This window comes from Hydrogenophaga sp. GW101-3F08, from assembly GCF_059424585.1.
The window spans coordinates 294,833-319,547 of the sequence record NZ_JBWKZP010000003.1 but is presented as its reverse complement, the minus strand read 5'-3'; the positions used below and the strand labels follow the sequence as shown (position 1 = coordinate 319,547).

At 68.8% G+C, this 24,715-nt stretch carries 22 protein-coding genes; 6 read left to right on the top strand and 16 right to left on the bottom strand.

Translation table 11 applies throughout. The features are described 5' to 3' along the window. Positions 1-61: 61 nt before the first annotated feature. Together asd and purT are read left to right on the top strand one after the other, a co-directional pair. Positions 62-925 (top strand): archaetidylserine decarboxylase, encoded by an 864-nt coding sequence (asd, locus tag AC07YZ_RS10950; protein ID WP_494794755.1) that lies wholly within the window; start codon positions 62-64, stop codon positions 923-925. 57 nt (positions 926-982) lie between these two features. Then, on the top strand, positions 983-2,185 hold the full coding sequence (purT, locus tag AC07YZ_RS10945) for a formate-dependent phosphoribosylglycinamide formyltransferase (RefSeq protein ID WP_226491376.1): 1,203 nt from the start codon (positions 983-985) through the stop codon (positions 2,183-2,185). On the opposite strand, the gene AC07YZ_RS10940 is transcribed toward purT, so the two are convergent. From AC07YZ_RS10940 to AC07YZ_RS10900, 9 genes are all read right to left on the bottom strand, one after another. After that, positions 2,166-2,810 carry a DUF2238 domain-containing protein gene (locus AC07YZ_RS10940; RefSeq protein ID WP_494794754.1) on the bottom strand — a complete coding sequence of 215 codons (645 nt, stop codon included), beginning with the start codon at positions 2,808-2,810 and terminating at the stop codon, positions 2,166-2,168. The genes purT and AC07YZ_RS10940 overlap by 20 nt on opposite strands. A gap of 40 nt (positions 2,811-2,850) precedes the next feature. Next, entirely contained in the window at positions 2,851-4,059 is a 1,209-nt protein-coding gene (locus AC07YZ_RS10935; protein ID WP_494794753.1) for an ABC transporter permease, read from the bottom strand. Beyond that, on the bottom strand, positions 4,049-4,837 hold the full coding sequence (locus tag AC07YZ_RS10930) for an ABC transporter ATP-binding protein (RefSeq protein WP_226491379.1): 789 nt from the start codon (positions 4,835-4,837) through the stop codon (positions 4,049-4,051). Before AC07YZ_RS10930 ends, AC07YZ_RS10935 begins: the two co-directional genes overlap by 11 nt. Beyond that, a complete protein-coding gene (locus tag AC07YZ_RS10925; protein WP_494794752.1) occupies positions 4,834-6,135 on the bottom strand; it encodes an efflux RND transporter periplasmic adaptor subunit in 1,302 nt (433 codons plus the stop codon). The genes AC07YZ_RS10930 and AC07YZ_RS10925 overlap by 4 nt, the downstream gene beginning before the upstream one ends. Before the next feature lie 26 nt (positions 6,136-6,161). Further along, a complete protein-coding gene (locus AC07YZ_RS10920; RefSeq protein WP_494794751.1) occupies positions 6,162-7,613 on the bottom strand; it encodes an efflux transporter outer membrane subunit in 1,452 nt (483 codons plus the stop codon). A gap of 99 nt (positions 7,614-7,712) precedes the next feature. Next, the gene (locus tag AC07YZ_RS10915; protein WP_226491382.1) at positions 7,713-8,738 is read right to left on the bottom strand and encodes a nucleotidyl transferase AbiEii/AbiGii toxin family protein; all 1,026 of its coding nucleotides are present in this window, start codon (positions 8,736-8,738) and stop codon (positions 7,713-7,715) included. Continuing rightward, positions 8,735-9,346, bottom strand: a complete 612-nt coding sequence (locus AC07YZ_RS10910) for a DUF6088 family protein (protein ID WP_226491383.1) — start codon at positions 9,344-9,346, stop codon at positions 8,735-8,737. The genes AC07YZ_RS10915 and AC07YZ_RS10910 overlap by 4 nt, the downstream gene beginning before the upstream one ends. 190 nt (positions 9,347-9,536) lie before the next feature. Continuing rightward, the gene (locus tag AC07YZ_RS10905) at positions 9,537-10,382 is read right to left on the bottom strand and encodes a mechanosensitive ion channel domain-containing protein (RefSeq protein WP_494794750.1); all 846 of its coding nucleotides are present in this window, start codon (positions 10,380-10,382) and stop codon (positions 9,537-9,539) included. 9 nt (positions 10,383-10,391) lie between these two features. After that, entirely contained in the window at positions 10,392-11,900 is a 1,509-nt protein-coding gene (locus AC07YZ_RS10900; RefSeq protein WP_226491385.1) for an AMP nucleosidase, read from the bottom strand. Here AC07YZ_RS10900 and AC07YZ_RS10895 point away from each other — a divergent pair. Then, positions 11,899-12,717, top strand: a complete 819-nt coding sequence (locus AC07YZ_RS10895) for an MgtC/SapB family protein (RefSeq protein ID WP_494794749.1) — start codon at positions 11,899-11,901, stop codon at positions 12,715-12,717. The two genes, AC07YZ_RS10900 and AC07YZ_RS10895, sit on opposite strands and share 2 nt — an antisense overlap. 7 nt (positions 12,718-12,724) lie before the next feature. After that, positions 12,725-13,066: a hypothetical protein gene (locus AC07YZ_RS10890; protein ID WP_494794748.1), complete on the top strand. Its 342-nt coding sequence runs from the start codon at positions 12,725-12,727 to the stop codon at positions 13,064-13,066. A gap of 146 nt (positions 13,067-13,212) precedes the next feature. Here the strand turns inward: AC07YZ_RS10890 and gorA are convergent, their stop codons facing one another. From gorA to AC07YZ_RS10875, 3 genes are all read right to left on the bottom strand, one after another. Next, positions 13,213-14,643 (bottom strand): glutathione-disulfide reductase, encoded by a 1,431-nt coding sequence (gorA, locus tag AC07YZ_RS10885; protein ID WP_494794747.1) that lies wholly within the window; start codon positions 14,641-14,643, stop codon positions 13,213-13,215. A gap of 158 nt (positions 14,644-14,801) precedes the next feature. Further along, positions 14,802-15,356 carry a hemerythrin domain-containing protein gene (locus AC07YZ_RS10880; protein ID WP_494794746.1) on the bottom strand — a complete coding sequence of 185 codons (555 nt, stop codon included), beginning with the start codon at positions 15,354-15,356 and terminating at the stop codon, positions 14,802-14,804. A 276-nt stretch (positions 15,357-15,632) separates the two neighbouring features. After that, entirely contained in the window at positions 15,633-16,484 is an 852-nt protein-coding gene (locus tag AC07YZ_RS10875; RefSeq protein ID WP_226491391.1) for a 3-hydroxybutyryl-CoA dehydrogenase, read from the bottom strand. Positions 16,485-16,702: 218 nt separating this feature from the next. On the opposite strand from AC07YZ_RS10875, the gene AC07YZ_RS10870 reads away from it, so the two are divergent. Both AC07YZ_RS10870 and AC07YZ_RS10865 read left to right on the top strand, forming a co-directional pair. Further along, a complete protein-coding gene (locus tag AC07YZ_RS10870; RefSeq protein ID WP_494794745.1) occupies positions 16,703-18,346 on the top strand; it encodes a GMC family oxidoreductase in 1,644 nt (547 codons plus the stop codon). Positions 18,347-18,532: 186 nt separating this feature from the next. After that, positions 18,533-18,832, top strand: coding sequence for an antibiotic biosynthesis monooxygenase family protein (locus AC07YZ_RS10865; RefSeq protein ID WP_226491393.1), 300 nt, complete (start codon positions 18,533-18,535; stop codon positions 18,830-18,832). A 90-nt stretch (positions 18,833-18,922) separates the two neighbouring features. On the opposite strand, the gene AC07YZ_RS10860 is transcribed toward AC07YZ_RS10865, so the two are convergent. The 4 genes from AC07YZ_RS10860 to icmF form a co-directional block, all read right to left on the bottom strand. After that, positions 18,923-19,552 carry a LysE family translocator gene (locus tag AC07YZ_RS10860; protein ID WP_494794744.1) on the bottom strand — a complete coding sequence of 210 codons (630 nt, stop codon included), beginning with the start codon at positions 19,550-19,552 and terminating at the stop codon, positions 18,923-18,925. Between the two features lie 19 nt (positions 19,553-19,571). Next, on the bottom strand, positions 19,572-20,501 hold the full coding sequence (gene rocF, locus AC07YZ_RS10855) for an arginase (RefSeq protein WP_226491395.1): 930 nt from the start codon (positions 20,499-20,501) through the stop codon (positions 19,572-19,574). 65 nt (positions 20,502-20,566) lie between these two features. Then, the gene (locus tag AC07YZ_RS10850) at positions 20,567-21,229 is read right to left on the bottom strand and encodes a c-type cytochrome (RefSeq protein ID WP_494794743.1); all 663 of its coding nucleotides are present in this window, start codon (positions 21,227-21,229) and stop codon (positions 20,567-20,569) included. Between the two features lie 75 nt (positions 21,230-21,304). Continuing rightward, positions 21,305-24,688 (bottom strand): fused isobutyryl-CoA mutase/GTPase IcmF, encoded by a 3,384-nt coding sequence (gene icmF / locus AC07YZ_RS10845; RefSeq protein WP_494794742.1) that lies wholly within the window; start codon positions 24,686-24,688, stop codon positions 21,305-21,307. Positions 24,689-24,715 lie beyond the last annotated feature (27 nt).

Here is a 24,715-nt window from a genome sequence, read left to right as displayed (position 1 = left end):
CACCTACAATGTCGGCCAGCCTGACCAGCGGTCACCCAGCAGCCCTCGCGAGCCACCAGACGTGTCCTTATCCCCAGCCGTTGTTCTGCAATACCTGTTGCCCAAGCGGGCGATCACCGAGTTCGCCGGCTGGTGCGCCGGTTCCCGCGCCACCTGGTGGACCCACAACGTGATCCCCTGGTTCATCCGCCGCTACGGGGTCAACATGGACGAGGCCGCCAACCCCGATCCGCGCAGCTACGAGACCTTCAACGCCTTCTTTACCCGCGCGCTCAGGCCCGGCGCGCGGCCGCTGGCGCGCTCGGCCTTCGTCTGCCCGGTGGACGGCGCGATCAGCCAGCACGGCGCCATCGAACGCGACCAGATCTTCCAGGCCAAGGGCCACCACTACAGCACGCGCGCCCTGGTGGGCGGCGACGCCGCACTGGCCGCGCAGTTCGACGACGGCGCCTTCGCCACCATCTACCTCAGCCCCAAGGACTACCACCGCATCCACATGCCCAGCGCCGCGCGCCTGCGCCGCATGATCCACGTGCCGGGCGAGCTGTTCTCGGTCAACCCGACCACGGCGCGCGGTGTGCCCGGTCTGTTCGCGCGCAACGAGCGCGTGGTCTGCGTGTTCGACGTGCCGCACGGCGACAGCGGTGAGACGCGCCCTTTCGTACAGGTGCTGGTGGGCGCCACCATCGTCGGCAGCATGGCCACCGCGTGGCACGGCGTGGTGAACCCGCCGCGCCCGGGCCAGGTGCGCGAGTGGCGCTACGACGACCAGCCGGTCGTGCTGCGCCAAGGCGAAGAAATGGGCCGCTTTCTGCTCGGCTCCACCGTGGTGCTGCTCTGGCCCAAGGACACCATTCACTTCAACCCGCAGTGGCTGGCCGGGCAGGGTGTGCGCATGGGCGAAGCCATGGGCGAAGCCGTGTGAACGAGCGCCGCGCCCGCCCCTGAACCCCTTGAACCGACCACCCCTCCAGGACACACCATGACCACCCTCGGCACCCCCCTGTCTCCCTCGGCCACCAAAGTGATGCTGCTCGGCTCCGGTGAGCTCGGCAAGGAGGTGCTGATCGCGCTGCAGCGCCTGGGCGTGGAAACCATCGCGGTGGACCGTTACGACAACGCGCCGGGCCAGCAGGTGGCGCACCACGCCCGCACCATCACCATGAGCGACCCGGCGCAGCTCAAGGCGCTGATCGAGGCCGAACGCCCGCACCTGGTGGTGCCCGAGATCGAAGCCATTGCCACCCCCATGCTGGAGCAGCTGGAGGCCGCGGGCGTGGTGCGCGTGATCCCCACCGCGCGCGCCGCGCGCCTGACCATGGACCGCGAAGGCATCCGCCGCCTGGCCGCCGAGACCCTGGGCCTGCCGACCAGCCCGTATCAGTTCTGCGACTCGCTCGACGAGCTGCAGGCCGCCATCGACGCCGGTATCGGCTATCCCTGCATCGTCAAGCCGGTGATGAGCAGCTCGGGCAAGGGCCAGAGCAAGATCGACGGCCCGGCCGATGTGCAGAAGGCCTGGGACTACGCGATGGCCGGTGGCCGGGTTGGCCCGGGCCGCGTGATCGTGGAAGGCTTCATCGCCTTCGACTACGAGATCACCCAGCTCACCGTGCGCGCGCTGAATGCCCAGGGCCAGGTGCAGACCCATTTCTGCGACCCCATCGGCCATGTGCAGGTGAGCGGCGACTACGTGGAGAGCTGGCAGCCGCACCCGATGACGCCCGCCGCGCTGGCCGAATCGCGCCGCATCGCGAAGACCGTGACCGACAACCTCGGCGGCCAGGGCCTGTTCGGCGTGGAGCTGTTCGTCAAGGGCGACCAGGTCTGGTTCAGCGAAGTCAGCCCACGCCCGCACGACACCGGCATGGTGACCATGATCACGCAGTGGCAGAACGAGTTCGAACTGCACGCCCGCGCCATCCTGGGCCTGCCGGTGGACACCACGCTCAAGAGCCCGGGCGCCAGCGCCGTGATCTACGGCGGCGTGGAGGCCCAGGGCATCGTGTTCGACGGCGTGGACGAGGCCCTGCGCGTGCCCCACAGCGAAATCCGCCTGTTCGGCAAACCCGAGAGCTTCGTGAAGCGCCGCATGGGCGTGGCGCTGGTGTTTGATGCCGACGTGGAAGTGGCCCGCACGCAGGCCAAGCTGGCCGCGTCCAGGGTCAAGCCCCGGGTGGCTTGAGCGCCAGGCGCGCGAGCTGCGCGTCGTGCCAGCGCGCCAGCAGCCACTGCGCCGCCATGGCGCCGATGAAGGCCAGCGCCATGTCTTTCTGCGTGTCCCAGGGGTCGCCCTGCGTGCCCAGGAAGGCCTCGGCCCCGGCGCCGATCGCGACGGCCGCGCCCCATTCGATGAGTTCGTAGAGTGCGCTGATGGCGCCACAGACCGCCACCACCAGGGTGAACAGCCAGACGCCCGGGCGCAGCGGGGTGTGGCGCAGCAGCAGTTCGCGCGCCACCATGGCGGGCACGAAGCCCTGGGCCAGATGGCCGATGCCGTCGTAGGGGTTGCGCGTCAGACCCATCAGCTCCTGCATCCAGAAGCCCAGCGGCACCTGGGCATAGGTGTAGTGGCCGCCCAGCATCAGGACCAGGGCGTGCACGAAGATCAGCGCGTAGACCAGCGGCGTGAGGGGAAAGCGCCGCCAGCTGAGCCAGAGCAGGGGCAGGGCGATGAACACCGGCGCCACCTCCATGGCCCAGGTGTCCAGCTCCAGCGGCCGGACGCCCGAGAGGGCCAGCAAGGCCAGCAGGGCCACGGAATACACGGCCAGGCCGCGCGCGCTCAGGGATGGGGATGTGGTCGGCATGCGCGCATGTTAGCGGGGCGATGGCCCACGCATCCCGGCCTCACTCGTGCCGCAGCGCGTCGATCGGGTTCAGCCGCGCCGCGCGCCGCGCCGGGAAGTAGCCGAACAGCACGCCGATCGCCGCTGAAAACACGAAGCTCAGCACGTTCACGCTCAGGTTGAACTGGTAGGGCACGTTCATCAGCGCCGACAGGCCGAGCGAGGCGCCGGTGGCCAGCACGATGCCGATGAGTCCGCCGAGGGCGGCCAGCACCACGGCCTCGATCAGGAACTGCAGCAGCACCTCGCGCTCCAGCGCGCCGATGGCCAGGCGCAGACCGATCTCGCGGGTGCGCTCGGTCACGCTCACCAGCATGATGTTCATGATGCCGATGCCGCCCACCAGCAGGCTCACCGCGGCCACCGCGCCGAGCAGCATGGTCATGATCTTGGTGGTGCCCGAGAGCGTTTCGGCCAGCTGTTTGGTGTCGAGCACGTTGAAGTTGTCTTCGTCGGTCTCGGCCAGCTTGCGGCGTTCGCGCAGCAGCTGGGTGATGGTCGCGGTCACGCGCGAGGCGTCCGCGCCGTCGCTCATGGACACCAGCAGGGTGTTCACCCGGGTGTGGCCGACGATGCGGCGTTGCAGGGTCTGGATCGGCATGAGCACCAGGTCGTCCTGGTCGTTGCCGAAAGCGCCCTGGCCCTTGGAGGCCAGCGTGCCGATGACCTCGCAGCTCATCGCCTTGACGCGCAGTTGCGCGCCCACCGCGCTGGTGCTGCCGAAGAGCTCGCGCTGCACCGTCTGACCGATCAGGCAGACCGCGCCGCCCGCGCGCAATTCGTCGTTGCTGAACGCGCGGCCGTCGGCCAGTTTCCAGTTGCCGGTGGTGAGCCAGTCGTTGGTGCTGCCGATCACGCTGCTGCTCCAGTTGCGGCCGTTGGCCACGAGCACGGAGCCGGTGCGCGCTTCGGGCGCCACCGCGGCGATGCCGCCGATCTGCGCGGCGATGGCCTCGCCGTCGCTTTCCTTGAAGGCGGGCGCACCACCACCGCCACCGCCCGGCCCCATGCGCTGGCCGGGGCGCACCTGCAGCAGGTTGGTGCCCAGGCCCGAAATCTGGTTCTGCACCGCGGCCGTGGCACCGTTGCCGACCGTGACCATGGTGATCACCGCGCTCACGCCGATCACGATGCCGAGGATGGTGAGGAAGGAGCGCAGCAGGTTGCGCCGGATGGAGCGCAGCGCGAGCAGCAGGGTGTTAAGCCACATGGGGGGCCTCCTCGCCGGAGATGCCCGAGACTTCCGCGTCGCTCACGGTCGCGTGCGCGGCGCCCGCCTGCAGCGCCACCGGGTGCGGGTTGCGCTCATCGCTCTCGACCACGCCGTCCACGAAGTGCACGATGCGTTTCGCATACGCCGCCATGTCGGGCTCGTGCGTGACCATCAGCACGGTGATGCCCTGTTCGGCGTTCAGGCGCCAGAGCAGTTCCATGATCTCCTGGCTGCGGTGGGTGTCGAGGTTGCCGGTGGGCTCGTCGGCCAGCAGCACCTGCGGCTCGGTGACGATGGCGCGCGCGATCGCCACGCGCTGTTGTTGCCCGCCCGAGAGTTCGCCCGGCGTGTGGTGCTCCCAACCCTTGAGGCCGACTTTTTCCAGCGCGCGCCGGGCCAGGCTGTGCCGCGAAGCCGCGGGCTCGCCGCGGTAGATCAGGGGCAGCTCCACGTTCTCCTGCGCCGAGGTGCGCGCCAGCAGGTGGAAGCCCTGGAACACGAAGCCGAAATAGCGCCGCCGCAGGCGCGCACGCTCGTCGCGCGCAAGCGCCTCCACGTGCACGCCGCGAAACAGGTAGTCGCCGGTGGTGGGCACGTCCAGGCAGCCCAGTGTGTTCATCGCCGTGGACTTGCCCGAGCCGCTGGGCCCCATGATGGCGACGAATTCACCCTGGTGGATGTCCAGGTCCACGCCCTTCAAGGCCTGGAAGGCGGTGTTGCCTTCGCCGTAGGTCTTGGTGATGCCGCGCAGGCGGATGAGCGGTGTCTCGCTCACGGCGCCGTCCCTGAGCGCTGTTCGGTGATCACGGCCATGCCTTCGCTCAGGGCTTCGCCGATGACTTCGGTGTTGCGGCCATCGCTGATGCCGGTCTTGACCGACACGGCTACCGGCTGGCCGTCCTGCAACACCCAGATCTGGCGCGGGCCGCTGCCACGGCGGTCGGTGCCGGCGGTTTTGGTGCCCGAGCGCGGCGGGCGCGGCATCAGCTTGGACAGGATGCTGGTGTCGGTCGCAGCCGCCGCACCGTTGCTGCTGGCGGGAGAAAAGCGCAGCGCGGTGTTGGGCACCAGCAGCACGCCCTTCGCTTCCTTGGCCACGATGGTGGCGGCCGCCGTCATGCCCGGGCGCAGACTCAGGTCGCTGTTGTCCACGTTGAGCGTGGTGGTGTAGGTGACCACGTTGTCGGTCTTGGTGGAGCCAAAGGCCACGCGGTGGATGGTGGCCGGGTAGCGGCGCGCCGGGAAGGCGCTCACGGTGAAGGTGGCCTTCTGGTCCACCTTGACGGCGCCCACGTCGGCCTCGTCCACCGCCACGTCGAGCTTGAGCTGTGCAAGGTCTTCGGCCACGGAAAACAGCGTCACAGCCTGCAGCGAGGCGGCCACGGCGTTGCCCGGGTCCACCGAGCGGCTGAGCACCACGCCGTTGATGGGCGAGCGGATCGAGGCCTTGGACAGATTGGTTTCGGTGGTGGCGAGGGCCGCGCGCGATTCGGTGACCGAGGCCCGTGCGGCGGCCTCGCTGGCCACGGCGCGCTCCACGGCCGCCCTCGCGCTGTCCAGTTCGGTGGCCGAGGGCACCTTGCCGCCCGAGAGACGCGCCACTTCCTCAAAACGCGCCAGCGTGGCCCGCGCTTCCTTGGTCGTGGCGACGGCCTGAGCCAGCTGCGCCTGGGCCGAGGCCAGACCGGCGCGCGACTGCGTCACCTGGTCCACCAGCTTGGCGGTGTCCAGTTCCACCAGCACCTGGCCGGTCTTGATGCGGTCGTTCACGTCCACGTGCACCCGCTTGACGGTGCCCGAAAGCTCGCTGCCGATGTTGACCGAGCGCGTGGGCTGCAGCGTGCCGTTGGCGGCCACTGTGAGCGTGATGTCGCCCTTCTTCAGGGGTTCGGTCACATAGACCGGCGCGGCCTTGGCTTTCTGCTGCGCCTGCCAGTAGGTGATGCCGCCGGCCACGACGATGATCGCTGCGATGCCGATCCACAGCGAGCTGCGCTGCCACCAGCGCGGGGGGTGGTCGCTGCCCAGAAGGTCTTGCAGATCGGCGGGGGTGGCGTCTTTTTTGGGGCTCATGGCGGTTCGGTTTTTTTGGTCGGGGTTCAGCGGGTGGTGGTTTCAACCGGCCGCGCATCGGGCGACCAGCCGCCGCCCAGGGATTTGTACAGACGCACCAGGTCGGCGCTCAGGCTGGCCTGGGTGCTGGCCACGCTGTCCTGGGTGGAGAGCAGGGTGCGCTGGGTGTCGAGCACCGAGCGGAAATCGATCAGGCCGCTCTCGTAGCGCTGGCGCGCCAGCAGCTCGGCGTTGGCCGCGGCGCTGCTGGCGGCCTGCAGCCGCACCAGGCGTTCGCGGTTGCCCTGCAGCGACACCAGCGCGTCTTCCACGTCTTTCAAGGCGGCGAGCACGGTGGACTCGTAACCCACGCGCGTCGATTCCAATGCGGCTTCCTGGGCCCGCACCTGGGCGCGCGCGGCGCCGCCGTCGAACAGGGGCACCGAGACACCGGCCAGGATCGAGTTGGCCACGGACGCGCCGTTGCTCAGCGCTCCCAGCGTCAGCGCGGAGAGGCCCAGCGAGCCGCTGAGGCGAAAGCTTGGGTAACGCGCGGCCTCGGCCTGCGAGACCCGGGCCAGCGCGGCGCTGATGCGCAGCTCGGCGGTGCGCACGTCGGGGCGCTGGCGCAGCGTCTCGGCGGGAAAGGCCAGCGCGAGATCGGCCGGCCCTTGCGGGATCGCCGCGGCCTGGCCGAGCGGGGCCTGGAGCGCCCCGGGGGCCTGGCCGGTCAACACCGCCAGGCTGCTGATGGCCTGGGCGATGCTGGTCTGCAGCGCCGGGATCTGGGCCGCGGTCTGTTCGCTGGAGGCCGTGGCCTGCTCCAGATCGAGCGACGAGGCCAGGCCGGCCTGGACGCGCCAGCGGGTGATCTGCAGGGTCTCGGTCTGCGCGGCCAGGTTGCTGCGCGCGATCGCCAGCCGCGCTTGCAGGCCACGCAGTTCGACATAGGTCACCGCGACTTCGGCCGCCAGCGACACCCGCACGTCCGCCAGGCTGGTTTCGGATGCCTGGGCGTCGGCCTCGCTGGCGTTGAGCGCGCTGCGGTTGCCGCCGAACACGTCGGGCTCCCAGCTGGCGTCAAAGCCGGCCTGGAAACGGTTGTTGCTGCCGCTGCTGCCCGACTTGCTGCGCTGGGCCGAACCCGAGGCGTCCACCGAAGGCCCGAGGCCGGCCTGTTGCACGTCGCGCTGCGCGCGTGCCTGCAGCAGCGCGGCCTGGGCGCTGCGCACGCTGGTGTTGACCTGCAGGGCCTGCGCGACCAGGGCGGTGAGGGTGGGGTCGTTGAACCGCTGCCACCAGTCGGCCAGCGCGGTGGCCGACTGGCCCGACGCCGCCTGGCCACCGGGGCCGGACCAGGCGGCGGGCACCGGGGTGTCGGGCAACGCGGTGCCGGTGGGCGTCAGGCTGGCGCAGGCGCTGAGCAGCAGCGCGGCGGCGAGGGCGGTCAGGGCAGCCGGGTGGCGGGCCGGGCGGGCGAGCGGTGGGGATGGGTTCATGGTCTTCATTCAGCATACTGTGTATGCCGGTGTGCCATTGTGCGCAAGCCCATGCGGCCGAACCAGCGCGCGGAGGTGAAGTTTCCGTAAAGAAATTTGTCAGGCCGCGTTCAGCCGTTGTTCGGCCTCGGCCAGCTGCGCCATCAGATTGGCAAACGGCGGCGGCTCGCTCATGAACATGGGACGCATCGTCGCGTAGTCCCGTGCCAGATCGGCCTGCCGTTGCGGGGCTGGTGTCAGGCGGAACGTCCCGTGGCTCGCCAGGTCGTAGCGCGCCCAGCTGCGGGAAAACACCCGGCTTTTCCAGTCCACCACGCGCTGGCACTGCGCCTGGTCGGCCAGGAACTGTTCCGCCAGTGGGTGCGCCAGCAGCTTGGCCATGTCGAAGTAGTGCCGGGCATATCGCGTGGGCGTGGGCGAACCCTCCGGACGGTGAAACTCCGCGTGCAAGATCGTCGCTTTCTCCCAGAACGTGCGTTTCAGCTCCAGCGCCGTCACTTTGCAGGCCCATCCGTTGAACAACTCGGGAAAGGCATTGGCCAGCAAAGGCCTCACCTCGTAGCGGCCCGTGGGCTGCTGGTCCGTCAGCGTGCCCAACTCCAGCTTCACCTCGCGCCGCAGGTAGTCAAAACCACTGACCTGGCTGCTGGGGTAGGCGAAGTACACGTTGGGTGACTTCGCGTCCGCATCCACCTCGAAGCGCAGCCAGCCACCTGCGGTGGATGTGCCCAAGGCGCTCGCAATGGCGGCCTCCAGTGCAGGCATCAACATCGTCTGGGCCCTGGCGCTGCACAGCGCCTGCATCTCCATCACTGCGGCATCCCGTTTGCCTCGGCTGGTGAGTGCATCAAAAGCCGCCGCGTCGGCCCCCACAAATTCCGGGACCAGGCACAGGTCGATGTCTTCCGAGAACCGGTCGATCACCCCGAACACCTTGGACAAGGATGTGCCGCCCTTGAACACCAGATGCGGCGCCACCTCGGGCAGCGTGAACAACACACCCAATAGCCAGCTCACCCAAAAGTCCTTTTCCAGGATCACGGCTTCGGTGCGCAGCGTCAGCGCGGCATCCGAGAATGCGGTCTTCCGGTCTGCGGACGAGAGGGTCAGCAAGGGGTTGTTCATGGTCGCGCCAGCTCCTTCAAATGGGCATGCATCCACGCGGGGGCCAGGGCCAGATCGGCCAGCACCCGGGCCCGCTCTTCGGCTGGGATGTGGCTGCGCAAACGCTCGATGTGCCGGGGCGTGACGTGCTTTGCCCCCATGCTGCGAAACGCCTGAATCACCAGCCCGCTCAGCCGCCCCGCCGCCGCCATCTGGCGCGGCGTGGTGCGTTTGAACACGATCTCGGTTGGCCCCACCTTTACCGTGCGCGAGGCGCCATCGGTCAGGTACACCACCTGCGCCGGCACCTGCTCCGAGAGGCCCAGCAGATTGGCCGCATGCACGCCAACCGGCTGCAGGCGCAAACCGTCTTTTCGCGCCACGGCCTCGGCCACCTGCTCGATCGGCGGCCAGAGCGTGCCCAGCAGAGCGTGCTGGCGCGGCACGTCGTACAGTCCCCGTCCCAGCGGCCGGATCGTGCCCGCCGCCTTGTGCCGCTTGAGCGCTGTGGCCACCGCGTCGCGGCTGCCCAGGTCCACAAAGTCGGCCGGCGTGAACACCCAGCCCGCCCCGTGTGACTGGATGCGCTGCAGAACCTGCGTGTCGGTAGATTCGGTGTGTTTGCCCATTTATGCCACGAAAAATAACATTTATTTGTGGCAAAAACAAGTGAATTGGGGCCGAGATCGAAATCTCGCCACAAAAAGATTGTATTTTTCGTGGCAGACAGGCGCTTTTGCTTTGTAGCATGCCGGCAAAGGCATGCTGCTGAGGCGAGGCGAAAAGCGTGTCCGTGTCCGGCTCGGCGCGCCCGCAGGCTCAGGCCTGAGTCGGGTCAGGCACGGGTGGCGTCGACTCGGTGGCCGATTCGAGGCGCAGCGTCTGCGTGGGAAAGATGATCCCGGCGCCGTGGCTGGCCACGATGCGACTGATGGCCAGCAGCAGCTCCTGCTTGAGCGCCAGGTAGTCCACCCAGGCGCGGGTGAGGGTGTGGCGCCAACTGATGTACTCGACCGTGCCCTCGATGCTCTTGTCGGGCGAGCGGATCCAGTCGCCGACGCTGAACGGGCGGTCGAGGTAGATGGTGAGGCCGCCGAAGAAGTTGGCCAGCAGGTCTTTGGCGGCCAGGCCGACCGCGATGCCGCCCACGCCGCCGAGCGCGAGCAGGCCGCCGATCTGGAAGCCCAGGGTGTGGGCCACGGTGATGACGGTGACCACGATCACCAGCAGGCGCAGCAGCTTGCCCAGGGCGAGCGCGGTGGTGAGGTCGAAGGGTTCACCGCTGTCGGTGCGGCGCCGGATGCTGGTCTGGGTGACGAGCCCGATGAGCTTCCACAGGAACCAGGCCGCGCTGATCACGAGGCCGACGTCGTGCCATTGCAGCGCGCCCATCAGCAGGGTGGGCTCGGGCCAATGTGCATTCAGCGCGTGCGCCACCCAGCCCAGGCCGATGAGCCAGATCAGCAGTTGCGCGGGTCTGCGTGCAGCGCCCAGCAGGGCTTCGTCCCAGGGATTGGCCGTGCGCTCTGTCCAGCGATTGGCCTGCAGGAACGCCACCCGAACGGCCTGCCCGACGAGCAGGGTGAGCAGGAGGAGCGCCAGCGCGGAGGCCAGCCAGAGTTCGACGCCGATGGATTGTTGAAGGGTCTCGGAGAGTCGGTTCATGGTTGACGGTTACTGGAACGCCACCTCGGCAAAGCTGCGCAGCTTGCGGCTGTGCAGCTGGTCGGGGCCGCCCTCGCGCAGGCGGTCGATGGCGCGGATGCCGATGCGCAGGTGCTGGTCCACGCGCTCGCGGTAGAAGTGGTTGGCCATGCCGGGCAGCTTGATCTCGCCGTGCAGCGGCTTGTCGCTCACGCACAGCAGGGTGCCGTAGGGCACGCGGAAGCGGAAGCCGTTGGCGGCGATGGTGGCGCTTTCCATGTCCAGCGCGACCGCGCGCGATTGCGAGAAGCGGCGCTGGGGCTTGTTGTCGGGCAGCAGTTCCCAGTTGCGGTTGTCGGTGCTGGCCACGGTGCCGGTGCGCATGATGCGCTTGACTTCGGCCGGCGGCACGCCGGTCACGTCGGCCACGGCGGCTTCGAGCGCGAGCTGGATCTCGGCCAGCGCGGGGATCGGCACCCACAGCGGCAGTTCTTCGTCCAGCACATGGTCTTCGCGCACGTAGGCGTGGGCCAGCACGTAGTCGCCGAGCTGCTGGGAACTGCGCAGGCCGGCGCAGTGGCCGATCATGAGCCAGGCGTGCGGGCGCAGCACGGCGATGTGGTCGGTGATGGTCTTGGCGTTGGCCGGGCCGACACCGATGTTGACCATGGTGATGCCGCTGCGGTCGGCGCGGATCAGGTGGTAGCCCGGCATCTGCGGCAGCCGCGGCGGGGCGGTGCCCAGTTCGTCGTTGGGCTCGGCCGGCAGGCCGGCGCGGCGCATCACCACGTTGCCCGGCTCCACGAAGGCGATGTACTCGCTGTCGGGCCGGGCCATCTCGGCGTGGCCCAGGCGGATGAACTCGTCGATGTAGAACTGGTAGTTGGTGAACAGCACGAAGTTCTGGAACCACTCGGGCGCGGTGCCGGTGTAGTGGCGCAGGCGCTGCAGCGAGTAGTCCACACGCGGCGCGGTGAACAGCGAGAGCGGGTGCGCTTCACCGGGGCGCGGCTCGTGCGTGCCGTTGGCGATGCCGTCGTCCATCACGGTCAGGTCGGGCAGGTCGAACACGTCGCGCATGAGCGCGCGGCGCTCCGGGCCCATGCTGCCTTCCACGTGGTCGTGCTCGGCGAAGGAGAAGTGGATCGGGATGGGCTGCGCGCTGGTGCCCACCTCCAGCTCGCCGCCGTGGTTGGCCAGCAGCAGGCGGAACTGCTCCAGGTAGTAGTCGCCGTACAGGTCGGGTCGGGTGAGCGTGGTCTCGAAGCGGCCGGGGCCGGCCACGAAGCCGTAGCTCAGCCGGTTCACCGGCGGGCTGTGGGGGGCGCTGTTCTTGCGCGAGACGCTGTGGGTGTGCAGCCGGACGTAGGGGTAGCAGGCCCGCACGTGGGCGTGCGCGAAGTCGCCCCCGGAGACGAAATCGCGCATGGTCTGGCGCAGAAAGTCCACGCTGTCCTGGTAGATGCGCTGCACCTGGGCCAGCGCCTGGGCCGGGTCGCGGTAGAACATCGGGGCGGTAAAGTCGGGTGTCTTGTGCATGGCGCTATTGTGGCGCCGCACCGTGTCGGTCCGCCGGGCCGGCACCATGCCCCTACCGATCCGGAGCCTTGATGACCGATACCGCCGCAACGGCGCTGCTGAATGGCAACGGGTGGTCCAGCGCCGCGGCCACACTGGCCGCGGCGCTGGGCTGCGGGCTCTGATCGGCATCGAGCGCGAGCGCAGAAAAGGCGAGGGACCGGGTCGTGCGCTGGCCGGGCTGCGCACCTTCGCGCTGGTCTGCGTCACCGGTGCGGCGGCGGCGCTCACGCAGACCAGCGGTCTGGTGGTGGCGGGCGCGGTTTTCGTGGCGGCGCTGGGGGTGGTGGCCTACTGGCGCGACCGCCGCGACGACCCGGGCGTGACCACCGAGGTGGCGCTGCTGCTGACCTACCTGATCGGCGTGCTGTGTGTCTGGAGCCTGCCACTGGCGGCCGCGCTGGCCACCGGGTTGACCGCGTTGCTGGCCGGACGCGAGCGTCTGCACCGCTTCGCGCGCCACTGGCTGCGCCCGGCCGAGGTGCGCGACGGCATCGTGCTGGCCGCGCTGGTGCTGATGGCGCTGCCCTGGATGCCCGACCGGCCGCTGTGGGGCCCGGTGCTCAACCCACACACCCTGGTCCAGCTGCTGGCGGTGCAGGCACTGGCCCACCTGAGCCGCCGGCTGTTGCAGGCCCGTGACGCGGTGACGCTGTCGGCGCTGGCCTCGGGCTTTGTATCGAGCACGGCCACCATCGCCACACCGCGGTGCGCCGGAGGCGGCCGGCGCCGCCGAACCCGCGGCGCCGGCCGACGGCGCGCCGCGACCCGACGATGAAGAGCGAATGTTCAGCCTGAAGGGGGCGGCCGCGGTGGCCGCGCTGCTCTCGGGTGTTCAGGCGATGGTGCACGGGCTCAGCCTCTGGCTGGGTCCTGCCGGGCTGCTGGCCGGTACCGTGTTGGGCGCGCTGGTCGAGCTGCATTCGACGCTGGCGGCGGTGTTCGCCACCACCCTGCCCACGTCCGACGGCGCCGCGATACGGGCCGTGATGCTGGCGCTGGCGGTGCATGCGCTGAGCAAGAGCGTCTCCGCGGGCCTGGTGGGCGGTGTGCGCTACCTGGCCTGGCTGGCACCGGGGCTGTGGGCGCACACCGCGCTGGGCATCGCCTTTCTGTACGGGATGTGAGCGATTCGAAGGCTACGCGGCCCCCTCGGGGGTCAGCGACCCGCGCAGCGGTGGAGCGTGGGGGTCAGCAGATTCGCCGCCGGGCCGCCCCAAGGCGAAGCGGCCCCCTCGGGGGCAGCGACCCGCGCAGCGGTGGAGCGTGGGGGTCAGTTCTTCACGGGCTCGCGCATGGTCACGAACTCTTCTGCCGCCGTGGGGTGGATGCCGATGGTGCTGTCGAACACGGCCTTGGTGGCACCGGCCTTCATGGCCACGGCAAAGCCTTGCACGATCTCGCCGGCCTCCGCGCCCACCATGTGCAGACCCACCACGCGGTCGTTCGCACTGTCCACCACCAGCTTCATGAGCGTGCGCTCGGTACTGCCGGAGAGCGTGTGCCTGAGCGCCTTGAACTCGCTGCGGAACACCGTGATCTGGCCGAATGTCTCGCGCGCGGCGGCCTCGGTGTAGCCCACGGTGCCGATGTTGGGGTGGGTGAAGACGGCGGTGGGGACGAACTCGTAGCTCATCTCGCGCGCGGGCTTGCCGGCCACCGGGCCGAGCACCTGGTCCACCACCACCATGGCCTCGCCCAGCGCCACCGGCGTAAGCTGCATCCGGTTGGTCACGTCGCCCACGGCGTAGATCGAGGGCACGTTGGTCCGGTAGTGCGCATCGACCACGATCTCGCCTTGCGCGCCCTGGGCCAGACCCACAGTCTCCAGCCCCAGCCCTGCCACGTTGGGCACGCGGCCGGTGGCGTAGAGCACGGCGTCGGCCAGCACCTCGCCGCCACCCTCGAGTTCCACGCGCAGGCCGTCGGCCGTGCGGTGGATGTCCACCACACCGGCGTTCAGGCGCAGGTCCACGCCGGATTTGAGCATTTCGGCCGCGACGAAATGGCGGATCTCGTCGTCAAAACCGCGCAGCACCTGCTCGCCCCGGTAGAGCTGGGTCACGTGCGAGCCCAGGCCGTTGAAGATGGAGGCGAACTCGCAGGCGATGTAGCCCCCGCCCACCACCAGCAGGCGCTGCGGGAACGGCTCCAGGTCGAAGATGTCGTTGGAGGTGATGACGTGTTCGCGACCCACGAAGTGCGGCACGTGGGGCGTGCCGCCGGTGGCGATCAGGATGTTCTTGGCGGTGAAATTCTGGTGGCCGGGGCTGCCGTCGGCGTTGATCGTGGCCAGGCCCACGCCGTGTTCGCCCTGCACGCGCGCAAAGCCGTCGAACACCGTGACGCCCGCGCCGCGCAGCAGATTGCTGTAGACGCCGTTGAGGCGGCCGATTTCCTGCGCTCGGTTGGCCTTGAGCGTGGCCCAGTTCAGCGTCGGCAGGGCGGGCTTGCCGCTCGGGTCGAGGGCGCCGAATTCCCAGCCGAAGCCCAGGGACTCGTGGAAAGCGTCGGCGTAGTGCGCGGCGTAGCTGTAGAGCTTCTTCGGGATGCAGCCCACGTTCACGCAGGTGCCGCCCAGGCCGTCGGTGCCCAGGGTCTCGGCCAGGGCCACACGGGCACCGCGCTGCGCGGCCATACGCGCGGCGCGCACGCCACCACTGCCACCGCCGATCACGAAAAGGTCAAAGTCGAACGCGCTCATGGGTCAAACATCCCGTCTCAACACGGCCCGGGCGCCCCGGGCCTGGGGCCATCTTACGCGGCGAATGGTGGCCGTGGAGCCCCGGGGACATGCCGGTGGCCCGCCGGTGCCAAGGGGCGGTTGCTGAGCCGGCTGCTTCGGAACGGACGGGCGGGGCCTCATGCCCTGGCCAGCACCTCGGGGCGCAGCAGCGTGCGGCGACGCGCCATTTCGCGGCCCATGCCCGCGGTGTCGTAAGCGGCCAGCCGTTTTTTGGCTTCCGGGTAGGCGATGGCCTCCTCCAGCACGATGTGGTCGAGGTACAGGGCCTCGAACACGTCGAGCGCATGGCGCAGCTCCTGGGTGTCGAACCAGAGGTTGCCGTTGGCGGCGGCCTCCAGCGAGGGCGCGATCTGCAGCCAGTTTTCCTCCAGCCAGCCGTGGTCCTGCGTCAGGTGCTCGGCGGCTTGCACCACCTCGGGGTTCGGGCTGGTCCGCAGCGAGGGAAAGATGTGCTTTTCCTCGTCCAGGTGGTGCTGCCGGGCCTCGCCGTTGAAGTAGGTCAGCACCCGGCGCGCCTTCTCGCGGGTGGCCTGGTTCAGGCCCCCGCTCTCGATCGCGTCCACCAGCTGGTGCAACTGCCGCAGCTGCTGCTGGATTTCCCGGTGTGTGCTGTCGAGGAACTCGAAGACGGCGGTGGCGGCGAAGACGGCGGACGTGGAGGCGGCGCACATGTGGAACTCCCCAAAAAAGGTGGTTCCATTATGAAAACGCCACGCTGCCGCCACTTGATTTGGCGCAAACAAAAAGCCCGCCGAAGCGGGCTTCCGATGAGCTGCAAAACGCAAACCAGGCCTCCGGCGCACCTGCCCGACAGCCGAACCTACGGAGCCCCTGCCTGACAACCAAGCCTCTGGCGCACGTGCCCGAACCCAGGATGCCGCGGAACCAGCTTCGCCGGGCCGCAGGCATCGCCCCCTGGGGGGTGACGCCGCAGGCGGCGCGGGGGGTCAATACGTGTACACGCCCCGCCCGGTCTTGCGGCCCAGCCAGCCCGCGGCCACCATTTCCTTCAGCAGCGGCGCCGGGCGGTACTTGCTGTCGTTGAACTCGGCCATGTAGACGTTCATCACCGCCAGGCACACGTCCAGCCCGATCATGTCGGCCAGGGCCAGCGGGCCGATGGGCTGGTTGCAGCCCAGCTTCATGCCGGCGTCGATGTCTTCCGGCGTGGCCAGGCCTTCGGCGAGCACGAAGAAGGCCTCGTTGATCATGGGCACCAGGATGCGGTTGACCACGAAACCGGGCGCGTTCTTCACCGTGATGGGCGACTTGCCCAGCGCCTCGGCCAGCGCCTTGACGGCGTCGTGCGTGGCGTCGCTGGTCTGCAGGCCGCGGATGATTTCCACCAGCGCCATCATGGGCACGGGGTTGAAGAAGTGCATGCCGATGAAGCGGTCGGGGCGCTGCGTGGCGGCGGCCAGCTTGGTGATACTGATCGAGCTGGTGTTGGTGGCCACGATCACCTCGGGTGCCAGCAGGCCGTCGAGCTGCTGCAGGATCTTGACCTTGAGGCCTTCGTTTTCGGTCGCGGCCTCGATCACCAGTTGCGCGCCCTTGAGGTCGTCGTAGTTCGTCGAGCCCTGGATGAGCGCGAGCGCCGCGTCCTTGTCGGCGGCGGTCATCTTGTCCTTCTTGATCAGGCGGTCCAGGCTGCCGGCGATGGTGGCCAGGCCCTTGTCGACCGCGGCCTGCGCGATGTCGACCATGACCACGCGGATGCCGCTGACGGCGCAAGCCTGGGCGATGCCGTTGCCCATGGTGCCCGAGCCGATGATGCCCACGGTTTGAATGCTGCTCATGTGGTGTTCACTCCTGAAATGGCGAAAAAAGCCATTGTCGGTCCTTCGCCGCCCGGTTCCTGGGGCGCGTCGGTCCCGCAGGCGTCATGAACGCCATCATCTCTAGGCTGGCACGCCTACCCGCGTGCCCGGGCCCTGTGCTACCTTGCCGCCAGTCGCTGGGCGCGGCGGTCCGTGTGACCCGCCGTTTCCGCACCAGCCCCAGGAGACCCAACAACATGTACGACTACCTCATCGTGGGCGGCGGTTCCGCCGGCTGTGTGCTGGCCTCGCGCCTGAGCGAAGACCCACAGGTCCGCGTGGCCCTGCTCGAAGCCGGCCCCGCCGACAAGAGCGTGCTCATCCACTGCCCGGCCGGGCTGGCCGTGATGGCCAAGTACGAACTCAACGGCTGGGGCTATGCCTCCGTGCCACAACCGGGCCTCAACGGCCGGCGCGGTTACCAGCCCCGAGGCAAGGTGCTGGGCGGCTCCAGCTCCATCAACGCCATGATCTACGCGCGCGGCCACGCGCAGGACTACGACGCCTGGGCCGCCGAAGGCAACCCGGGCTGGTCTTTCGCCGATGTGCTGCCGTACTTCAAGCGCGCCGAGCACAACGAGCGCGGCGCCGACGCCTGGCATGGCCAGGGCGGGCCGCTCAACGTGATGGACCTGCGTTCGCCCAATCCGTTTCTGCCCGCCTTCATCGAAGCCGGCCAGCAGGCGGGCCACCGGCTCAACACCGATTTCAACGGCCCCGAGCAGGAGGGCATCGGCCCCTACCAGGTGACGCACAAGAACGGCGAACGTTTCAGCGCCGCCAAGGCCTACCTGACGCCGCACCGGAACCGCCCGAACCTGAACGTGATCACCGACGCGCTGACCACGCGGGTGCTCACCGAGGTGGTGGACGGCCGGCCCTGTGCCGTGGGTATCGAGTACCGGCCCGATGCCGGGCGCGGCGCCTTGCAGAGCCTGCGCCTGAAACCCGGCGGCGAAGTGGTGCTGAGCGCCGGCGCTTTCGGTTCCCCCCAGCTGCTCATGCTCTCGGGCATCGGCCCGGCGGATCACCTGCGTGAACACGGCATCGGCGTGGTGCACGACCTGCCGGGCGTGGGTGCCAACCTGCACGACCACGTGGACGTGGTGATGGTGGTCAACGCGCCCAAGGTCACCGACCTGTTCGGTCTGTCCTGGCCGGGCGTGGTGAAGATGGTCAAGGGCCTCTTTGAGTGGCGGCGCCAGCGCAGTGGCCCACTCACCACCAACTTCGCCGAAGCCGGCGGTTTCATCAAGAGCCGTCCCGAGGAGGCGATCCCCGACCTGCAGCTGCACTTCGTGGTGGGCAAGCTGGTGGACCATGGCCGCAAGACGGTGCTGGGCCACGGGTATTCCTGCCACGTCTGCCTGCTGCGCCCCAGGAGCCGCGGCACGCTGCGCCTGGCCAGCGCCGACCCGCAGGTGGCGCCGCTGATCGACCCGGCCTTTCTGCAGGACGCGGACGACACGGCGCGCCTGGTGCGCGGCTTCAAGCGCATGCGCGAGTTGCTGCAGCAACCCGCGCTCGCGCGCCACGGCGGCGTCGAGTCTCGCGCTTCCGCCCAGGCCCAGAGCGATGCGCAGATTGAGCAGTTCATCCGCAACCACGCCGACACCATCTACCACCCGGTGGGCACCTGCCGCATGGGCCCGGACGCCGGGGCGGTGGTGGACGCGCGCCTGCGGGTGCACGGCGTGGCGGGACTGCGGGTGGTGGACGCCTCTGTCATGCCCAGCGTGGTGGGCGGCAACACGAACGCGCCGGTGATCATGATGGCCGAGAAGGCGGTGGACATGATCAGAGAGGAGCACCCTCAGCGCAGCTTCGCGTCACCTCCCTGAGGGGGCAACACCTGCAGTCCGGCAAAGCCGGCCCTGCGGTGTTCTGGGTTACGCTCACCCTCCCATGTTTTCAAACCTCTTTCCCGGCGCGCGTGCCTGAACCGAGGATGCCGTGGACCGGCTTTGCCGGGCCACAGGCATCGCCCCCTGGGGGGTGACGCGAAGCGGCGCAGGGGGAGCCTCCAGATGATTCTTGAACACGCCGACATCCGCATCGACCCTGCCCGGGCCACCGACTTTGAAGCCGCCATCACCCGCGCCGCCAGCACCGTGATTGCCCTGGCCAAGGGCTTCCAGGGTTACAAGGTCAACCGCAGCATCGAGAGCCCGGGGCGCTACATCCTCACCATCTACTGGGACACGCTGGAAGACCACATGGTGGGCTTCCGCCAGTCGCCTGCGTTCGCCGAATGGCGCGCCATCGTCGGCCCATTTTTCGTCCAGTCGCCCGTGGTCGAGCACCTGGAGCTGGTCAGCAAAAGCTAGGGCGGCGGGGCATTTCCGGCGAGCGTGTCTGAGCCCGGAATGCCGCGGAGCTGGCTTTGCCAGGCCGCAGGCGTCACCCCCCAGGGGGGATTACCTTCGCAATCCGGCCAGCACGACGCCGAAACCGATGAACACGCTGCCGGCCACGCGGTTGATCCACCGCGCGGCGCGCGGCCGTTGCAGCCAGCGCCGGGCATGGCTGGCCAGCCACACGTAGGTGAGCAGGCACGACACCGAGGCGCACATGCTGAGCGACACCAGCGTGGCGAACTGGGGCAGCAGGGGCTGTTCGGGCTGCACGAACTGTGGGAACAGTGCGCCAAAGAACAGGATGGCCTTGGGGTTGGTGAGCGAGACCCACAGGCCCAGGCGGAACATCTGCGCGTCGCCCGCCGGCGGCGCGTCGCCCTGGGCCGCGCTGCCCAGATCCAGCCCGTCGCGCGAGCGCAGCATGCGCACGCCCAGGTACACGAGGTAGGCCGCGCCCACCCACTTCACCAGCGTGAACAGCCAGGCCGAGGTGTGCAGGATCACGCCCAGGCCGAGGATGGAGGCGCCGGCCAGCAGCAAAAGCCCGATCTGGTTGCCCAAAGTGGAGTACAGCCCGGCGCGAAAGCCGCGCGTGGCACCGTTGCGCAGCGCCAGCAGCACGGCCGGCCCCGGGGTGGCGGCGGTGAGCCAGGTGATGAGGCTGTAGGCCAGCAGCAGTTGCAGGGTCATGGTGGTCGCCGCTGCGCCGTCAGGCGCGGGGAGCGGTCTTGCGCATCAGCGTCGATTTGCCGAACAGGCTTTCGATCAGATCGACCGCGAGCTCGGCGGTGCGGTTGCGCACGTCCAGCGCCGGGTTGAGCTCCATCACGTCCAGCGAAGCCAGGCGCCCGGTGTCGGCGATCATCTCCATGCACAGCTGCGCTTCGCGGTAGGTCGGGCCGCCGGGCACGGTGGTGCCCACGCCGGGCGCGATCTCGGGGTCGAGGAAGTCCACGTCGAAACTCACGTGCAGGTGGGTGTTGTCGTCCACACCCATGAGCGCCTGCTCCATGGTGTGGCGCATGCCCATCTCGTCGATGTAGCGCATGTCGAACACCTCCAGGCCGGCTTCGTGGACCAGGCGTTTCTCGCCCGCGTCCACGCTGCGGATGCCGATCTGGCGCACCGCGCTCGCGCCGATGGCCGGGGTGGTGCCGCCGATGCCGGTGAGCGGCGCCGGGCCATGCCCGCACAGCAGCGCCACCGGCATGCCGTGGATGTTGCCGCTGGGGGTGAGCGCGGCGGTGTTGAAGTCGGCGTGCGCGTCGAGCCAGAGCACACGCAGTTGGCGGCCGGTTTCGCGGCAATGCCGCGCCACCGCACTGATCGAGCCCAGACCCAGGCAGTGGTCGCCACCGAGCACGATGGGCATGCGGGCCTGTGCCAGTTCCGCCCGCACGGCCTCGTGCAGGGTCTGGTTCCACTCGACCACCTCGGCCAGGTGCCGGTAGCCCTCGGTGGGGGCCAGCCAGGGGTTGGGTGGGCCGCTCAGGTTGCCCCGGTCGAGCACGTCCAGGCCGTGGCTCTCCAGCACGCTGCGGATGCCCGCCACCCGCAGGGCTTCGGGCCCCATGGAGGCGCCGCGCGCTCCCGCACCGATGTCGGTGGGCACGCCGATGAGGCTGATGTGGTGTTGCATGGCGCTATTCTGCCGCCAACAGGCCAGTCCCCGCACGCGCGGGGGCGCCCGAGCCGAGGTGCGCGTCAGCGCATCGAGGACACGTAGGCCACGATCGCGCGCAGGTCGGCGTCCGTCATCTGCCGGGTGTTGGCCGCCATAAGCGGGTTGACGCGCGATCCGGTGCCGCTGCGGTAGTGCTGCAGGGTCTGGGTCAGGTAGGCCGTCTGTTGTCCGGCCACGCGGGCGAAGGACTCGCTGCCCCGGCCCTGTTCACCGTGGCAGCGCCAGCAGACCTTGTCGTAGTACTTCTTGCCCTCAGCCACCAGCGCCGCATCGCGCACCGGCTGGGGGTTGACGGGCTGGCGCGCGTAGTACACCGCCACGCCCAGCCGCTCGTCCACCGACATCGCCTTGATCAGCCGTTCCATGAATTCGAAACGGCGGCTGCCATCGGCGAACTGGCGCACCTGGGTCAGCAGGTAGGTCGGGTTCTGGCCGGCCAGGTTGGGCACATCGCTCTTGACGCTGTTGCCCCCATCGCCGTGGCAGTTGGCGCAGAACAGCGACACCTTCTGTCCGATGCGGGCGTAGGTTTCCAGCTGCTGGGGGTCTTGCAGGATGACGTTCAGGCGCTCTTCGATCGTGCCGGCGGGCTGGGCACCAGGGCTGGCCTGGGCGGCCGCCGCGCCGCAGACCACAGCGAGCAGCATGCCGAGCGCGGCGTGGAGGGATGGATGGATGTTCATGTATTGATAATGCTATCCACCCGGCTGGCGGGCCACTTGATACCGATCAAGCAAGCCGCTGAAAGCGGCGCGGCTTCACATATTGCGCCGGTACTGCCCGCCCACGGCGAACAGCGCGCGGGTTATCTGGCCGAGCGAGCAGCAGCGCACCGCGTCCATCAACACCTCGAACACGTTCCGGTTTTCGATCACCGCCTGCTGCAGGCGCTGCAGCATGGCCGGTGCTTCGGCCGCGTGGCGGGCGTGGAAGTCGGCCAGGCGCTGGAGCTGGCTCTGCTTTTCTTCGTCGGTGGAGCGCGCGAGTTCCAGCTTGTCCATCACCGCGTCGCCGTGCGGGTTGCGGAAGGTGTTGACGCCGATGATGGGGTATTCGCCGGTGTGCTTGAGCATCTCGTAGTGCATGCTCTCGTCCTGGATCTTGCCGCGCTGGTAACCGGTTTCCATCGCCCCCAGCACGCCGCCGCGCTCGGCGATCTTTTCGAACTCGGCCAGCACGGCTTCCTCCACCAGCTCGGTGAGCTGCTCGATGATGAAGCTGCCCTGGTTCGGGTTCTCGTTCTTCGCCAGACCCCATTCGCGGTTGATGATCAGCTGGATCGCCATCGCGCGGCGTACCGAGTCTTCGGTGGGCGTGGTGATGGCTTCGTCGAACGCGTTGGTGTGCAGCGAGTTGCAGTTGTCGTAGATCGCGATCAGCGCCTGCAGCGTGGTGCGGATGTCGTTGAACTGGATCTCCTGCGCGTGCAGCGATCTGCCCGAGGTCTGCACGTGGTACTTGAGCTTCTGGCTGCGCTCGTTGGCGCCGTACTTCTCTTTCATGGCCACGGCCCAGATGCGGCGCGCCACGCGGCCCAGCACGGTGTACTCCGGGTCCATGCCGTTGCTGAAGAAGAAGCTCAGGTTGGGCGCGAAGTCGTCGATGTGCATGCCCCTCGCGAGATAGGCTTCGACGAAGGTGAAGCCGTTGCTCAGCGTGAAAGCCAACTGGCTGATCGGGTTCGCTCCAGCTTCGGCGATGTGATAGCCCGAGATCGACACCGAGTAGAAGTTGCGCACGTCGTGGTGCACGAAGTACTCGGCGATGTCGCCCATGACCTTCAATGAGAACTCGGTCGAGAAGATGCAGGTGTTCTGCCCCTGGTCTTCTTTCAATATGTCGGCCTGCACCGTGCCGCGCACGTTGGCCAGCACCCACTCGCGGATCTTCTGCGCTTCGGTGTCGGTCGGCTCGCGGCCGTTGTCGGCCTTGAACTTCTCGATGTTCTGGTCGATCGCGGTGTTCATGAACATCGCCAGGATGCTCGGCGCCGGGCCGTTGATGGTCATGGAGACCGAGGTGGCCGGGTGGCACAGGTCGAAGCCGCCGTAGAGCACCTTCATGTCGTCCAGCGTGGCGATGGATACGCCCGAATTGCCCACCTTGCCGTAGATGTCGGGCCGCGGGGCCGGGTCGGCGCCGTAGAGCGTGACCGAGTCGAAGGCGGTGGACAGGCGCTTGGCCGGCGTGCCCTCGGAGAGCAGCTTGAAGCGGCGGTTGGTGCGGAAGGCGTCGCCTTCGCCCGCGAACATGCGGGTCGGGTCCTCGCCCTCGCGCTTGAAGGCGAAGGTGCCCGCGGTGTAGGGGTAGCTGCCGGGCACGTTGTCCAGCATCAGCCATTGGAGGATCTCGCCGTGGTCCTCGTACCGCGGCAGGGCCACCTTGCGGATGGTGGTGCCCGAGAGGCTTTTGGTGGTGAGCGCGGTGCGGATTTCCTTGTCGCGGATCTTCACCACGTATTCGTCACCCGCGTAAGCCTTCTGCATGTCGGGCCACTGGGCCAGCAGCTTGCGCGCGGCCGGGTCCTGCAGCAGCTCGCGTTCCTGGGCCAGGTCGATCGCGGCCTCGGCGGCCTTGGGCCGGTGGGGCTTGGCCACGCTGAGCATGCGCGCGGCCTCGCGCAGCTGCTGGATCTCGCGCGCGAGCCTGGCCTGTTCGCGCGCCTTCTTCTTGTAGCCCCGCAGCGTGTCGCTGATCTCGGCCAGGTAACGCGTGCGCGCGGCCGGCACGATGGGGCTCTGGTTGGTGCTGTGGCGCACCGCCACCTGCGGCAATCGGCCTTCGTGCAGCGGCAGGCCCAGCGCCGTCAGGCGGGTCTTGAGCGCCTGGTAGAGCGCGGTCACGCCGTCGTCGTTGAAGCGCGCGGCCATGGTGCCGAACACCGGCATCTGCTCGGCCGGGGTGGTCCAGGCCTCGCGGTTGCGTTGCACTTGCTTGGCCACGTCGCGCAGCGCGTCGCTGGCGCCCTTGCGGTCGAACTTGTTGATGGCCACGAACTCGGCGAAGTCGAGCATGTCGATCTTTTCGAGCTGGCTGGCGGCGCCGAACTCGGGGGTCATCACGTACATCGGAATGTCCACGTGCGGCACGATGGCCGCGTCGCCCTGGCCGATGCCGGAGGTCTCGACGATGATCAGGTCGAAGCCGGCCACCTTGCAGGCGGCCACCGCGTCGGGCAGGGCCGCGCTGATCTCGCTGCCGAAATCGCGCGTGGCCAGCGAACGCATGAACACGCGCTGGCCGTTGTCCGGGCTGCCATCGGGCAGCGCGGCGCGCGAAGCGCCCGGCGTGGTGGCCCAGGGAGAGATCGCGTTCATGCGGATGCGGTCGCCCAGCAGAGCGCCACCGCTCTTGCGGCGCGAGGGGTCGATGCTGATGAGGGCCACGCGCAGGCGGTCTTCCTGGTCCAGCCGCAGGCGGCGGATCAGTTCGTCGGTCAGGCTGGACTTGCCCGCGCCGCCGGTGCCGGTGATGCCGAGCACCGGCACCTTTTTGCGGGTAGCCTCGGTGCGGATGGCCTCGACCAGCGCCGGGTCGAGGGGGCCGTTGGCCTGCGGTGCCGGCTTGCCTTTGTCCGCCGCTGGCCGGTTCTCCAGCGCCGTGATCAGCTGTGCCAGCGCGCGCCAGTGCATTTCGCCGTGACCCTGGATGGCGCCGAGCGTGGTGGGCGCGTAGGGCGTGAGGTCCCGGTCGCAGCGCATCACCATCTCGCCGATCATGCCGGCCAGGCCCATGCGCTGGCCATCCTCGGGGCTGTAGATGCGCGCCACGCCATAGTCCTGCAGCTCCCGGATTTCGCTCGGCACGATCACGCCGCCGCCGCCGCCGAACACCTGGATGTGTTCGCCGCCGCGGCTCTTGAGCAGGTCCACCATGTACTTGAAGTACTCCACGTGGCCGCCCTGGTAGGAGCTGATGGCGATGCCCTGGGCGTCTTCCTGCAGCGCGGCGGTGACCACCTCGTCCACCGAGCGGTTGTGCCCCAGGTGGATCACTTCGGCGCCCATGCCCTGCAGGATGCGGCGCATGATGTTGATGGCCGCGTCGTGCCCGTCGAACAGGCTCGCGGCGGTGACGAAGCGCACCTTGTTCGTGGGGCGGTAGTTGGCCAGGGCCTGGTAGTCGGCGCTGAGTTGGGTCATGGCTTGTCTCTTGTATTTGGGGGGAAT